Here is a 14291-nt window from a genome sequence, read left to right as displayed (position 1 = left end):
TCATTGAAACCGGTGAATGTCAGAGCGATCCCATTTCATCCACGCCCATTCCGTATTCGCGTCGTACGCGGTGGGGTGCCCGATCTCCACGGGTCGAAGCTGATCGTAGGCCGGGCTGTCGTCGTTGCTGGCGAAGGTCGTGTCGACATAGCGGGAGCCATCGTCCGGGCTGAGGAATACGATGGGTGCATCCGGATATCGGTTGCGCACGAAGCGGACGACGGCAAACGCGGCGCCGGTGGTCGGCCCGCGAAAATGGCCGGTGGTCTTGTAGAGTTTGCGCGTGAAGTGATCGGCGAGTTCGGAGCTGACCCAATGCACGTCGTCGAACAGCATGTGCTTCAGGTTGCCGGGCATGATGGTATTGCCGAGCCCGCGCAACTTGCGCGGGCCGTCGATCTGGCCGAACAGGACGCTGTTGAATGTGTCTACGCCGACGAGCGTGCAATCCGCACCGCCGGCGCGCAGCGCGGCCGCGATCCCGCAGCTCGATCCGCCGGAGCCGACCGGTGCGACGAGAATCAGGCGAGGGCCGACGATTTCGAGCAGCTCGCGCGCGATGTTTGCATAAGCGAGCCCGTTGTTCTCGTTGTCGTACTGGCGGCACCAGAAGGCACCTTGCTCGGCGGCGAGAATCTCTTGCAGCCGGTCAAGTCGTGCCTTTTGGTATCCCTGGCTGCCCTTCTTGTCCGTGACGATTTCAACCCGGCCGCCCAGCATTTCGAGCTGGCGTTTGAACGCCGGATCGATCGCGGGATCGCCGATCGCCACGAACGGATGGTTCAGGCGGTTGCATACGATGGCCATCCCGAGCGCAAAGTTGCCGCTCGACGTTTCCACCACGGTCTTGCCCGGCTGCAGGTCGCCGCGATCGCGCGCCTTGCTGATGATGTAATGGGCCGGCACGATCTTCATCGCTTTGAACGACACCATGTGCAAGGCTTGCCCGATCGGAAACAGCACGGCGTCCCGCATCGCATCCAGCGACGATTCGTATTGAAGCATGTACGATTCCTATACCGTTGTGTATTGAATGGATTCGATTCGACGGACCTGCAGGCGCGCTTGGGCATAGGCGGCCGCGGTCGCCGTTTCGGGAGCGTTCGCGTCGTAGAGCAGCCCGACGCACGTGCCGGAATGGGTCGCGACGAGGCCGAGCGCGTCGGTCTCGGCGCGCAGCTTGCGCAGGACGTCGATGTGCGGATGAGGATTGAATGCCTGCGACAACTGGCAGCTGCGCGTCGCGATCTCGCCGAGCTCGCGCAGGTCCTGGGCGCGAACCGCCGCTTTCATCCGCATCAGCATGCCGCGATATTCGTCGCGCACTTCCGCGGACGGATCGCGTTTCTTCCGGTTGAACTCGATCGTGTCGCATTCGCCGCCGCGATCGGCGCTGACGATCACGAGCGCGGGGGTCTTGCCGAGTCGCTCGTCGAGCTTTACCTCGCGGTGATAGAACGACACGACGCCGTCGTACATCACGCCGTCCGTCGGTTCGATGGCGCGCAGGATCGACTCGATGGTCTCGGGCGCCGGTGTTCGGCCGTACGCGTATGCGGCCGCACGGATCGCCGCGACCATGTCGGCGGACGAACTCGCCAGCCCCTTGCCGACCGCGAACATCGACTTGAAATGCAGCATGCCGCCCGGTGGCAGCCCGTGCAGGCGCAGATAGTCCTGAACCGCGCGACATGCCTTGGTCTTGAATCCGACATCCACGGCAACGCGATCGGCGCCGGTGATCTCGAACTCGACGACGCTCTTCAGGTTGACCGGCAACGTGACCAGGAAATGTCGATTGTCCGGCAACACGCCCTGCATCAGCTCGCCGAACGTTCCGTGACATTCGCCTCTGGGGAAAAGCGACAGGAACGCGTCGTTTCGTAGCGCATCGTCTTGCTCTGACAGAACGGCCATTTTCTCCTCTCGGAATGAAGGCAAATCGTGATGTCGAGCCCAGAGCATAGCGACGGCCGCTCGTCCGCTTCTTTATGAAAATTGCGCACTAGTATCGAAATGTTGCTCAGCCGCGCGTGGCGGCGCGAGCCGGATCGATTGAAAAACGCGTGCGGCCGGAGCGGATTCCGTCTCGCCAAAAGCGCCGACGAAGCGCTTCGGATCCTTGCTGGGTATGGGTTTGAGGCCGGGTGAGCGGTGCAGCGTCAGGGACGCTGAGATCGCGCGGCGATGCCGGTGGCGTGGCGAGCTCGAGCGAGTCGACCACTCTTTACGTACGCGGCCGGTGCGGGATAGAGTGTTTCCACCACGGAAGACGGCGTGCCCACTCTCGTTGCAACGAGCCGGTGCGCACGGCATCCGTCGTTGCCCGAGTTTCGTCGAAGTCGACATCGCACGATCGAACATGGATCGGACCGCCGTGTCGATGCGTAGTTATCCGATTCAATTCAATCGAAGCTTCGTTTGCGGCGTCGACGCGTCGACGGGTTTTGACTTTCGAGTCAGGACGCGTCGGTTCGCGGGCACGCGGAAATCACTCAACCATTCTGGAAACGTGAAATGGAAACGGTATTCGCTGGCCGGTTTATGACATTCGACGGACAAGGCGTCGACAGGCGCATGACGCTGCGCGAGGCCGCCGAGTGCGTGCGGGATCGGGAAGTTGCCGTGGCATTGCTGGATGTGGTCGGCCCCGACGAAATCGATGCATGGTGGAACGATCGCGGCTTCCCCGATTTGCGCAACCACCAGTACCACCGCGCGCTGAACGCAACCGGGATAACGCTCGGTCAGCTTCAGCGCTCCCATCCCGAATCGTTGGTGAGCAATATCGCCGAGTACTTCGGTCATGCCGGCGTCGCGAATATCCCGATGCGCGACACGCGCTTCATTCAGTTGTTCATGAAGGAGCTGGGCGCGGAAACGCTCCAGTTCGGCAACTGGAGTCAATTCATGTTGGCGACGAAGCGCGAATATCCGCCTTTCGAAGGCGATCCGTTCAGCTTTGCGCCGCACTGCGACTGCATCGACTTCGGGCGCGATGTCGAACGATGGCCGTTCCGGCTCAATCTCGAGCAGCTGGGCGCCTTCATCACGATACAGAAGGCCGAGAACGAAGCGGGCTTCGTTCTGTGGAACATCCGCCCGGAATCGCGTCGCCAGCTCGACCAGTGGGCCGAAGAGTATGCGCAGCACAAGACGCTGGGCGTGCTCGACGGAGTCGATGCGCTGACGGTGCGGCCACGCAGCGGTCAGCTGTGTGTCTTCAATAGCCGCAATCTGCATGCGGTCGAGCGCTGCTCGTCGCTGCGCCGAACGATCGGCACGTTCCTCGTGTATCACGAGGCGGGCTGGAAACTACTGCACTAGTCCGGTCGACGTCCATCACGCCCGCTCGTCCATCGCAAGATGCATCCAGTCTCGACGAAAACCCTGTCTATGTACGAATCGTTCATTACCGCGTCCGATGGAAAGCAACTGCGCGTACTGCATGGCGACTGGCTCGAAACGAGGCCGTTCCTGACGTTGATACTTCCGTTCGGGCTTCGCGTCGATGCCGCGCGCACGCTGTTCGCGCTGTTGGCGAGCGAATTCAATGTGCTCACCTGGCAAGGGCGCTCGTTGTGCGATCGGCCCCTCGCGCCGCACGAGAGCGGAATGACGCCGGAGGCGCATGTTCGGGACATGTGCTCGGTGCTGGACGCATTTGACGTGCGCAAGACGGACGTCGTCGGGTTTTGCTCGGGCGCCGGCATCGCGCTCGTCGCCGCAACCATCAAGGGACATCGCATCGATCGTCTCGCGCTGGTTTGCGGAGAGTACATGCTGAGCCCCACGGTCTGCCCGCAATCGAATTTTCAACGGGAAGTCGACAGCCTGCTGCCGCTGGCGGCGCAAAGCCTGAATCATGCGGCCGCCTTGTGCGAGAAGCTCACGGCGAGCCGCGTGCGTGCGCCGGCCAAGACCGAATTCGACGAGGAGGTTCTCGTGCCGTTCTCGTCGGCTGCACGTCTGCATCGCCACGGGTTGAATTACCTGACGTATCGCGGCACCGATTTCATGGCGTTGGCCGGCAGCGTACCGCACCCGACGCGGCTGATCTCGACCGACCGCGACGAACAGGTGAGCGCCGCCAGCTCGCGGGTCATTGCGGCGTTGTTGCGCAATGCCGAGCAACACGTCGTGGTGCCGGGCGACCACTACGAAATCCTGCGTGGCAGGAACGCGGTCAACGATTCGATCGTCGAGTTCCTTGGCGGCAGGGGAGCGGCATGACGACGTACGCCTTGGTTCGCTACGGACGGTCCGTCGGTCCCGAAGCGAGTGTCTGTTTGATGTCGAGCCGGCAGGACTGGAGATGAGCATACTCGAGCGATTCGGACAGATGGTCCGGCGTCGTGCCGAGCACACCGCGCTTGCCGCGGAAAGTGCGCGGTACACCTACGCGCAACTTGACGCGCTGTCCGATCGGTTGGCGGCGCGCCTCGCCCGATCCGGCGTTACCGCGGGTTCGCCGGTCGTGCTGCTGTTGCCGCGTTCGCCCGGCGCAGTGATCGCGATGATTGCCGTGCTGAAGGCCGGCGCCTACTACGTTCCGGTCGATCCGGCCGGCCCGGCCTCGGTGCTGAACGAGCAGCTGCGCGAACTCGGTGCGCGCGTCGCACTGACGTTGCCCGAGTCCGTCGCGCAGGTGAGATCCGATCTGGATCTCGCCGGCATCGCGCTTGTCGAGATCGGGCGCGACGGGGTCTTGGCGGACCGGCGCGACGGCGCGCAGACGAGCGCACCCGTGCAGGCGCCGACGCCGATCTCGCCGGCCTACGCGATGTTTACCTCCGGCAGCACGGGCAAGCCGAAGGGCGTACTGGTGCCGCATCAGGCGGTCCACCGTCTGGTCGTCGAGACGAACTACATCGCGCTGAGTCCGCACGATCGTGTGCTGCAGATGGCGCCGATCACGTTCGACGCATCGACGTTCGAAATATGGGGAGCGCTGCTCAACGGCGCGACGCTGGTGGTCGAGGAATCGCCGGTGCTCGATCTGAACGCGCTGGGCCGTCTGTTGCGCGACGAGCGCGTGACGGTCATGTGGTTGACGGCTGCGCTGTTCCATCTGGTGGTGCGCAATCGGCTGCCGCTGCTATCGGAACTTCGCGTGCTCCTCGCGGGCGGCGACGTGGTCCAGGCCGACGCGGTCGCACGCGTGCTCGCCGCATTTCCCTCGCTGACCGTGATCAACGGATACGGACCGACGGAAAACACGACATTTACCTGCTGCCATGTGATGACGGCCGCTGCACCGCCGGTCGCGACGGTGCCCATCGGCAGGCCGGTCACCGGTACCATGGTGTGCGTGCTCGACGCGAGCGGGCAGCCGGTGCGCCCGGGCGAGGTGGGCGAGCTCTATGCGGGCGGTATCGGCCTCGCGCTCGGTTATCTGAACGATCCGGAGAAAACGAGGGCCGTGTTCGTCGACGATCCGCACGACCGGGATCGCAAGCTTTACCGGACGGGCGATCTCGTGCGGGAAGGCCACGACGGCGCCTACGAATTCATCGGTCGCGTCGACAGGCAAGTGAAGATACGCGGCTATCGCGTATCGGTCGAACAGGTGCAGCAGGTGCTCGCGACGGCCGACGACGTGGAGGACGCGATCGTCGACGTCGGACGCGACGAGCTGGGAGAAAAGCGTCTCGTCGCGTTCGTGCAGTCGTCGCGGGATCCCGCCGAGGTCAGGGCGGCCGTCCGGCGTCACCTCGGGCGACATCTGGCGAGCTACATGATTCCCGACGTAATCGAAGTGCAAGTGGCGCTGCCGTTGACCGTCAATGGCAAGGTCAACAGGCGGAGCCTGATGAGTTCGCAGGAGAACCGCAATACCGGAGATGAACATGAGCGAATCGCTGCAATTCAAGGAACCCATTCGGAAACGACTGGCCGAGTTGTTGAAGGATCGTGAGATCGGCGACGACGACGACTTTTTCGACCTGGGCGCCAGTTCGCTGTCGATCGTCGAGCTGCAAGTCAAGATCGAGGAGGATCTGGGCGTGACCGTACCGACGGCCAAGCTGATGCTGGCGCCGACGCTGGCCGGCTGGACCGGGCTTTATCGAGCGGCAGCCGTTGCCGCAACCGCCGTAGAGAAATAGCGCAAAGCGACTCAACCGAGAGGATCGACATGACGCAGTTTTCACTGACTCCAGACGAACTTGCCCGATTCCGTGCACAGGGCTTTTTCGGGCCGTTTCGCGTGTACTCGCCCGACGAGGCGCGCGAGCGCTACAGGGCGATTCGCGCCGAGCTGTTCGACAGGGAACACGCTATCTACGATCTGCCGCCGACGAGCCCGATCGCCAATTACGATCGTCACCTCGACGTGAACCTGCTCAGCGAGCACATCGGCCGGCGCGAGATCGTCGATCGCGTCGCGAGCATGCTCGGGCCGGACCTGTTGTGCTGGCGATCGGAGATGTTTCCGAAGTACCCGGGCGACGAGGGGACGGACTGGCATCAGGCCGATACGTTCGCGCATGCATCGGGCGCGCCGCAGATAGTCTGGCCCGGCGAAAGCCGTTTCGGCGGGGCGATTACCGCCTGGACCGCGTTCACCGATGCGACCGAGGAGAACGGCTGTCTGCGCTTCATTCCCGGCACGCACGAGGAAATGTTCTACGACGAGTCGAAGAAGATGGCCTACGACGCTTCGAAGATCAATACCCAGGAGAAGGACGGGATCAAGCGCGGTTTTTTCGGTTACGACTACCGCTCCCTTCAGAAGGATCCGTCGTGGAAGCCGGATGAGTCGCAGGCGGTGTCGATCACGATGCAGGCCGGCGAGTGCGTGATCTTCTGGTCCACGCTGATGCATTCGTCGTTTCCGAATTCGACGGCCGACGTGACGCGGCTCGGCTACGCGAGCCGCTACGTTCCGACCGGCGTGAAGGTGTATCCGGATACGAACGTCGTCGAGGAGTACGGCAGCGCCATTTCGCTCGACAAGTATGGCGTCGTGCTGGTCTCGGGTGAGGACCATTACGGTCACAACCGGCGCGCGCTCAGCAATGCGCGAGGGCGGGCGTTTGCTTTCGACGACCGCGGCTGACGGCCGACGGCCCGATACCAGCGATATCCGGATCGTCGCCGCGCGCGCGGCGACGGCGGTGGCGATCCGATTCACGTGATGGAGTGAACATGCAGACAACCAGGGCACTCGTGAAGCGCCTGTTTTCCGAAGCGCTCGGCGTCGAGCACGTCGCGGCCGATGCGGACTTCTTCGTGCTCGGCGGCGGGTCGCTGGCCGCGGCGGTGCTGGTCACGAAGGTCGAGCAGGCGTGCGGTATCGAAGTGTCGTTGCTGGACTTCATGAATCATTCGACGGTCGACGGTTTCGCCGCGGTCGTCGAACAACGGCTGAGCAACGTCGCATGAGTCGCGCAGCCTGCTTGTCGAACCCGATGGACGTAACGCGCGGCGCGATCGACGCGAACGGCATCGAGATTCATTATCTGAAGCAAGGCAGCGGCCCGCTGGTCATCTGCTCGCACGGCTTTCCGGACCATGCGCGCTCGTTCCTGCCTTTGCTCGCCGAGCTGGCGCACGCGGGTTTCACGGCCGTCGCACCGTACCTGCGCGGCTACGCGCCGTCCGGCACCGCCCCGGCGGATCAGTACCACACCTGCTACATGGCGCATGACCTGCGCGCGTTGATCGACGCGCTGGGTGTCGAACAGGCGATCCTGGTCGGGCACGACTGGGGCGCACAAGCGTCCATTGCGGCGGCCATTCTGTTTCCGGAGCGCGTCACGAAGCTGGTGGCGCTCGGATGGAGCCGTCCCGACGCGGCGCAGCGGCTGCACTACGACTACCTGAAAGGCATCTGGCACACGTTCTTCTTTCAATCGCCGTCGGCCGAGCAGGTGCTGGCCCACGACGATTTCGCGTTCATCGAGGCGTGGTGGCGCGATGCTTCGCGCAACTGGGACGTGCCGCGGGACATCGTCGAAGCGGTCAAGACCACGTTTCGCCAGCCAGGCGTGCTAGACGCGGCGCTCGCGCAATACCGCTGTCGCCATGTCGCGTTGCGCGACCCGGAGCGTCGTGAACAGCAGGCCCGCATCGCCGCCGGGCCGGTCACCGTGCCGACGCTCCTGATGCACGGCACTCACGATCGCGAAGGGCGTCTCGAAGCATTTTCGGGTGACGGCGTGCCGGAATATTTTTCAGCGGCGCTCACGCGCGAGATCGTCGACGGGGCCGGGCATTTCCTTCACCTTGAAAAGCCGGCCGACGTGAACCGATCGATCATCGATTTCATTGTGGCGCGATCATGAACAGGATTCATTTGCCGGATATCCGCGTCGACGATTTCGCCGAGCAAGACATCGGCCCTTGTCTCGACTACTGGTATCGGTCGCCGCCGGCGCTGATGGAGTCGATGAACGTCGACGTCGACAAGCTGCCGAGCGAGCGACGCATGCGCGAGTTGCTGACGATTCTGGTACGGCGGGCATGCGGCGGTGTCGCGCCTGCGCCGATATTGACGATCCGTCACATCGGTGAGGCGATCGGCGTCCACGAGCTGACGCACCTCGACCCGGGGCGCAGTGCCGTGATGCACGCCCATATCTGGCAGGCCCGATACCGCGGCGCAGGCATCGGACCGGTGTCGTATCTGGCAGCCATGCGCATCTTCTTCGATCGATTCGATCTGGAGAGCATCCGCTTCGAGACGCCTGCCGAAAACGTTTCGGCGCAGCGCGTCAAAAGCAAGCTCGGGATCGAGCCGCACGGCGAGGGCGTCATCGACATGCCGATGCTGCGCAATCCCGTTAAAACGGTCAGCTATCGCGTGCTGCGCGCAGAACTCGACGCCATCGAGAAATTCGTCAGATCGACCGCACGCTGATCTCGATTCGCCGGCAGCGCGTGCTGTCTTCGTAACGCCGTTGAAATGTCCGTCAGGGGGACCTCATGTCGTTTGCTCTTGCATCAGGAATCGAACAATTCAAGCCGCTGGCCGTCGCCGCGTATATTCTCGCGCTCTCGATTACGCCTGGCCCGAACAACGTGATGCTTGCCGCGTCCGGCGCGAACTTCGGATTCGTGCGCACGTTACCGCATTTGCTGGGCATTACGGTGGGCGCAACCGTTCTGGTCGCGCTGAGTGCGACCGGGCTCGGGGTCGTGTTCACCGAATATCCGGCGGCAAGACTGGCGTTGTTCGTGGTTGGCGCGCTCTATCTGGCATACCTCGCGTTCAAGATCGCGAACGCCGGGCGGCCCGCGGCCAAGGACGCGCAAACGAAGCCCTTTTCGTTCGTTCAGGCCGCGACGTTCCAGTTCGTCAATCCGAAAACCTGGCTGATGGCCGCGAACCTGATCATTCTGTTCTCGGTCGACGGTCAGGGCTTCATTTCATCGGTAATCGGAATCTGCATATTGATGGTGGCGATCAATTTTCCGGCCGTGTCCGTGTGGGCCGCGCTCGGCGTCGGGATGCAGAAGCTGCTGCATACCGATCGTGCGCGCGTGATCTATAACCGCACGATGGCGCTGCTGCTGCTCGCATGCGTGCCGTTGCTGTTCTGGAAATAGGCGCGCGCGGATATGCCCGTCATGCCCGAAACCACGCGGCTTCCCCGCGGTATCGTGTCCTTTCCCACCGACGGGCACGCGGACGCCCGGATTTTCTGTCTGCCCTACGCGGGCGGCAGTGCCTCGATCTTCGCCGGCTGGCGACACGCGCTGCCCGCGAGCCTCGAAGTCTGTGCGATCGAATTGCCCGGGCGCGGCAGCCGATTTGCCGAACCGGCGCTGACGCATATGGATGCCGTGGTCGACGAGCTGGTTCGCATGGTCGGCGACTGTCCGCCTGCGCCGTTCGCGTTGTTCGGCCACAGCATGGGGGCCGTCGTGGCGGCTGAGCTGGCACGTCGGCTGGTCGAGCTCGGGCGGCCTCCGATCGCCCTCGTCGCGTCGGCATGTGCCGCGCCGCACCTGCCGATTCGGCGTGAGCACGTGCTGCATTTGCTGCCGCGCGACGCGCTGATCGAAGCGTTGATCCATCTCGACGGGCTGCCGCCCATTGCGCGCGAGCGCAGGGATTTCCTCGATACCTTCATGCCGACGATTCGCGCCGACCTGCAGTGCCGGGAAACCTGGCGCAGCACGCCGCACGATCTGCGCATACCGGTCCACGTGCTGACCGGCGCGGACGACGGGCTGGTATCGGAAGCGGATGCGCTGGCGTGGCACGCCTTCACGTCGACGGAGTTTTCGATACGTCGTTTCGACGGCGGACATTTTTTTATCCATTCGGCAATGCAAGCCGTACTGGATCACCTGGCTGCGATCGTCCAGCATTCGCTGGCGCTTCGTCACGGCGAATCCGTTGCGCCGGCACGCCATGCGTGTGCGCCCGATCACGACAGAGGGATGAAGTGACGCATCTAGAAAATTGGCAGATCCGCAAGGCCGCGATTTCCGCATCGGGCGGCATCGTCGTGAGCCAGCACTACAAGGCATCGAGCATCGGCGCGGCGGTGCTGGAGGACGGCGGCAACGCGGTCGATGCCGCGATAGCCGCGAGTTTCGCGATCGGCGTGCTCGAACCGTGGCAAAGCGGGTTGGGCGGCGTCGGGCATATGGTCGTTGCGCCGGCCGGCCGAACTGCATTCAGCATCGACTTCGCAGCGAGAGCGCCGTTGGCGCTCGAAGCCGACGACTATCGCCTGACCGGAGAACCGGCGCGGGGCATGTTCGGGTGGCCCGCGGTCGTCGACGACCGCAATCTGGAAGGTCCGTTCTCGATCGGCGTTCCGGGGCAGGTCGCCGGCATGACGCTGGCACATCGCGAATGCGGCTCGTTGCCGTGGCGGCGGCTGGTGGAGCCGGCGGTTCGTTGCGCGCGGGAAGGACTCGAAATCGATTGGTACTTGACCTTGAAGATCGCGTCCGTTGCCGCGGGGCTCGCACGTTATCCGGGAAGCAGTGCATGCTATCTGCGGGACGGACACGCGCCTGCGTCGGACTGGGCGGGCGCGGCATCGCCGATCGTGCTGGAGGATCAGGCGGCCACGCTGGAGGCGATTGCCGAGCGCGGCGGCGACGATTTCTATCGTGGTGCGCTCGCTCGCCGAATCGCCGCCGATTTCGCAACCGTGGGGTCGCGTCTGAGCTTCGACGATCTCGCCGCGTATCGGGCCGAAATCACGCCGATCGAAGCGCTGCGCTACCGCGATGCATCCATCCTGACCTCATCGGCGCTCACGGCAGGACCGGCGCTGACGCGCGCGCTGTCCCTGTTCGCGCGGCAAGCGGACGCCGACGGGACGGCACGTCCGGACGCGCGATTCTTCTCGCGCATCGCCGACGCGCTGACGCAGACCTATGCCGAGCGGATCGGCGGCGCGGCGCCGGGCGACGATGCGCGACGCGGGACGTGCACGACGCATATCAGTGTCGTCGATCGACACGGCAACGCGGTCGCGCTGACCCAGACGCTGTTGTCGATGTTCGGCTCCAAGGTGACGTTGCCGCAAACGGGGATCGTCATGAACAACGCCGTCATGTGGTTCGATCCGCGACCGGGAAAGGCCAACTCGATCATGCCGGGCGCCGTGCCACTGTCGAACATGTGCCCGACGGTGGTCAAGCGCGCGACGGGAGACGTACTGGCGCTCGGTGCGTCGGGCGGCCGACGGATAATGCCGGCCGTCATGCAACTCGTCGCGTATCTGGTCGATTGCGGCATGTCGATCGAGGACGCGATTCACTTCCCGCGTGTCGATGCGAGCGGCGACCCGTGGGTCACGATCGACGATCGCTTCGACGCATCGGTTGCGCAGGCCATCGGAGCGGCTCACGAAGTCAGGCGGGCCGCCAATCTCGTCGCACCCAATCTGTTCGGTTGCCCCAACGTCGTCCTGCGCGATGGCCAAACCCGCCAGCTGACCGGGGGCGCCTTCGTCTCGTCCCCGTGGTCGGCGGCGGTGGCCGAGCGCGACGCACATTGAGGCGGCCGCGATTCAGTTCACGTCCGATCACACCATGCACGAAGACTTCAATTATCTGACCAGTATCCTGAACGCTCCCGTCTACGACGTGGCCGTCAAGACCCCGCTCGAATCCCTGTCGCGGCTGTCCGAACGCCTGGGCAGTCGCGTCTTGCTCAAGCGGGAAGACATGCAGCCGAGCTTCAGCTTCAAGGTCCGGGGCGCCTATACGCTGATGGCGCGGCTGTCCGCGGAGGCGCTCGCCCGCGGGGTGGTGACGGCCTCCGCCGGCAATCATGCGCAGGGCGTGGCGCTCGCGGCACACACGCTCGGGTGCCGCGCGCGCGTGTTCATGCCGCACACCACACCCGACATCAAGGTCCAGGCCGTCGCCCGCTATGGCGCCGAGGTCGTGCTGTACGGCGACAACTTCGACGATGCCTGCGATGCCGCGCTGGCCGATGCGCGCGAGCGCGACAGCACCTTCGTGCCGCCGTTCGATCATCCTCACGTGATTGCCGGCCAGGGGACCGTCGGGATGGAAATTCTCCAGCAGACGACCCAACTCGATGCGATTTTCGTGCCGGTCGGCGGAGGAGGGCTGGCCGCCGGCATTTGCGCGTACGTCAAGCGCGTGAAGCCGCAGATCAGGATTTTCGGTGTGGAGCCGAGCGACGCCGACAGCATGTATCAGGCGCTCGAGGGCGGCGCGCCGGTGCGGTTGGCGCACGTCGGCCGATTCTGCGACGGCGTGGCGGTGCGTCAGGTCGGCGCCCACAGCTTCGAGCTGTGCAGGCAGTATCTCGACGGCGTCGTGCGCGTCGACAACGACGAGGTTTGCGCAGCGATCAAGGACGTCTTCGTCGATACGCGCTCGATTCTCGAGCCGTCGGGCGCTCTGGCGCTCGCCGGCTTGAAGGCGTGGCAACGACGCGAGCAGAAGGGCGGGACGCTGGTCGCGATTGCATCCGGGGCCAACATGAATTTCGATCAGCTGCGCTACATCGCCGAGCGTTCGACGCTCGGCGAAAACCGTGAGGCGCGCTTCGCTGTTTCGATCGCCGAGCGTCCCGGGAGCTTTCGCGCGCTCATCGAGCAACTCGGCGATTGTGTCGTGACCGCGTTCGACTATCGCCGCGCAACGGGCGGCGACGCGCAGGTTTTCGTCGGCGTGCGGACGCCGGGAGCCGAGGGCGCGCGCAAGATCGTACAGGATCTGGCGGCGGCCGGATACCGGGCCACCGATCTCGGCGGGAGTACGCTTTGGCGCACGCATGGTCATCAGCTCGTCGGCGCGGAGGCGTTCCGCATCGACGACGAGAAGCTCTTTCAGGTGATGTTCCCCGAGCGCCGCGGCGCCTTGCTGGAGTTTCTGCGCAAGCTCGACGATGCGTGGGACATCAGCCTGTTTCACTATCGTAACGAAGGGTTCGACTACGGGCGCGTACTGATCGGCATTCGCTGCGGCGAGGCGGATTCGGCCCGCCTGTACGGTGCACTGGAGGCGACGAATTTCGAGTTCAGCGAGCAAGCCGATGCGTCGCCGTATCTGGCTTCGCTGCAGGGCGAGCGACGCTGAAAGACCGGTCACTATCTCGGGCGAGGCTACGTTGAACTCCCATCAATTGATGACGATGTGCTTCTACACGATCCTGGTATTGATCGTTCCGGGGCCGACCAACACGCTGTTGTTTTCGTCGGGAATCAGCGTTGGCCTGGCGCGCACGCTGCCGCTCGTGCTTGCGGAAGCGGCCGGGTACGTCATCGCCATTTCCGTCTGGGGCGTTTCGCTGCTGGCGTTCGCGGCGCAGCATCCTCACGTGCTGAGCGTGATCAAGGTCGCCTGTTCGTCGTACCTGCTGCTGTTGGCCGCCAAGATGTGGACGCGAGGCAGGCTGGAGGAAGATCGACGTCCGAAGGCGGTGACGTGGCGGAATCTGCTCGTCGCCACCTTGCTGAATCCGAAAGCCTTTCTGCTCGCAAGTACGGCGTTTCCATGGCAGACGTTTCACGATTCGAGCAGCGCGGCCCAGGCATTCGGCGTGTTTCTGCTCGTTCTCATACCGGTTGGGACCGGATGGGCCAGCCTGGGGCGCGCAACGCGCATGCTGACATCCGGCTCGCACCATGTCACTGCCGTGCTTCGCTTTTCGTCGATGGTACTGGTGCTGTTTTCAGGGACCGTGCTGTATTCGCTCGTCAAATGAGTTGCTGACGTTGCAACGCGACGATGAACGGCGGGGCGGGGCCGGCTGTGATCGAACACGGCTGCTACCGGCGAGGCGGTGTCGAACGGCGCGGTCGTGGGCAACGTGAAGATCCTGACAGTTGCGCTGGGTG

15 protein-coding genes are annotated in these 14291 nt (G+C 64.1%); 13 read left to right on the top strand and 2 right to left on the bottom strand.

Annotated elements, in window-relative coordinates:
- Both MYA_RS22715 and MYA_RS22710 read right to left on the bottom strand, forming a co-directional pair.
- Positions 1 to 1005, bottom strand: coding sequence for a PLP-dependent cysteine synthase family protein (locus MYA_RS22715; protein ID WP_011882440.1), 1005 nt, complete (start codon positions 1003 to 1005; stop codon positions 1 to 3).
- 9 nt (positions 1006 to 1014) lie between these two features.
- Positions 1015 to 1917, bottom strand: coding sequence for a GHMP family kinase ATP-binding protein (locus MYA_RS22710; protein ID WP_011882439.1), 903 nt, complete (start codon positions 1915 to 1917; stop codon positions 1015 to 1017).
- A gap of 600 nt (positions 1918 to 2517) precedes the next feature.
- Here MYA_RS22710 and MYA_RS22705 point away from each other — a divergent pair.
- The 13 genes from MYA_RS22705 (at position 2518) to MYA_RS22645 (ending at position 14158) form a co-directional block, all read left to right on the top strand.
- Positions 2518 to 3327 carry a hypothetical protein gene (locus tag MYA_RS22705; RefSeq protein WP_011882438.1) on the top strand — a complete coding sequence of 270 codons (810 nt, stop codon included), beginning with the start codon at positions 2518 to 2520 and terminating at the stop codon, positions 3325 to 3327.
- A 69-nt stretch (positions 3328 to 3396) separates the two neighbouring features.
- Positions 3397 to 4233, top strand: a complete 837-nt coding sequence (locus tag MYA_RS22700; RefSeq protein ID WP_014725224.1) for an alpha/beta fold hydrolase — start codon at positions 3397 to 3399, stop codon at positions 4231 to 4233.
- Positions 4234 to 4315: 82 nt separating this feature from the next.
- Positions 4316 to 5917: an amino acid adenylation domain-containing protein gene (locus tag MYA_RS22695; protein WP_041494190.1), complete on the top strand. Its 1602-nt coding sequence runs from the start codon at positions 4316 to 4318 to the stop codon at positions 5915 to 5917.
- A complete protein-coding gene (locus MYA_RS22690; protein WP_034195170.1) occupies positions 5850 to 6107 on the top strand; it encodes an acyl carrier protein in 258 nt (85 codons plus the stop codon). The genes MYA_RS22695 and MYA_RS22690 overlap by 68 nt, the downstream gene beginning before the upstream one ends.
- A 29-nt stretch (positions 6108 to 6136) precedes the next feature.
- The gene (locus tag MYA_RS22685) at positions 6137 to 7060 is read left to right on the top strand and encodes a chlorinating enzyme (protein WP_014725222.1); all 924 of its coding nucleotides are present in this window, start codon (positions 6137 to 6139) and stop codon (positions 7058 to 7060) included.
- Positions 7061 to 7149: 89 nt separating this feature from the next.
- Positions 7150 to 7386, top strand: coding sequence for a phosphopantetheine-binding protein (locus MYA_RS22680; protein ID WP_011882433.1), 237 nt, complete (start codon positions 7150 to 7152; stop codon positions 7384 to 7386).
- Positions 7383 to 8288 (top strand): alpha/beta fold hydrolase, encoded by a 906-nt coding sequence (locus MYA_RS22675; protein ID WP_041494189.1) that lies wholly within the window; start codon positions 7383 to 7385, stop codon positions 8286 to 8288. Before MYA_RS22680 ends, MYA_RS22675 begins: the two co-directional genes overlap by 4 nt.
- A gap of 11 nt (positions 8289 to 8299) precedes the next feature.
- The gene (locus MYA_RS22670) at positions 8300 to 8863 is read left to right on the top strand and encodes a GNAT family N-acetyltransferase (RefSeq protein ID WP_014725219.1); all 564 of its coding nucleotides are present in this window, start codon (positions 8300 to 8302) and stop codon (positions 8861 to 8863) included.
- Between the two features lie 65 nt (positions 8864 to 8928).
- Positions 8929 to 9552 (top strand): LysE family translocator, encoded by a 624-nt coding sequence (locus tag MYA_RS22665; protein WP_011882430.1) that lies wholly within the window; start codon positions 8929 to 8931, stop codon positions 9550 to 9552.
- Between the two features lie 21 nt (positions 9553 to 9573).
- Positions 9574 to 10401, top strand: a complete 828-nt coding sequence (locus tag MYA_RS22660) for a thioesterase II family protein (RefSeq protein WP_014725218.1) — start codon at positions 9574 to 9576, stop codon at positions 10399 to 10401.
- Between the two features lie 59 nt (positions 10402 to 10460).
- Positions 10461 to 11972: a gamma-glutamyltransferase family protein gene (locus MYA_RS22655; protein WP_238539587.1), complete on the top strand. Its 1512-nt coding sequence runs from the start codon at positions 10461 to 10463 to the stop codon at positions 11970 to 11972.
- A 34-nt stretch (positions 11973 to 12006) separates the two neighbouring features.
- Positions 12007 to 13530, top strand: coding sequence for a threonine ammonia-lyase, biosynthetic (gene ilvA / locus MYA_RS22650; RefSeq protein ID WP_014725216.1), 1524 nt, complete (start codon positions 12007 to 12009; stop codon positions 13528 to 13530).
- A 31-nt stretch (positions 13531 to 13561) separates the two neighbouring features.
- Positions 13562 to 14158 carry a LysE family translocator gene (locus MYA_RS22645; RefSeq protein ID WP_230681291.1) on the top strand — a complete coding sequence of 199 codons (597 nt, stop codon included), beginning with the start codon at positions 13562 to 13564 and terminating at the stop codon, positions 14156 to 14158.
- Positions 14159 to 14291: the final 133 nt, after the last annotated feature.

It is taken from the genome of Burkholderia sp. KJ006 (assembly GCF_000262695.1).
GTDB lineage: Bacteria > Pseudomonadota > Gammaproteobacteria > Burkholderiales > Burkholderiaceae > Burkholderia > Burkholderia vietnamiensis.
This window is presented reverse-complemented; position numbering and strand designations above follow the sequence as displayed.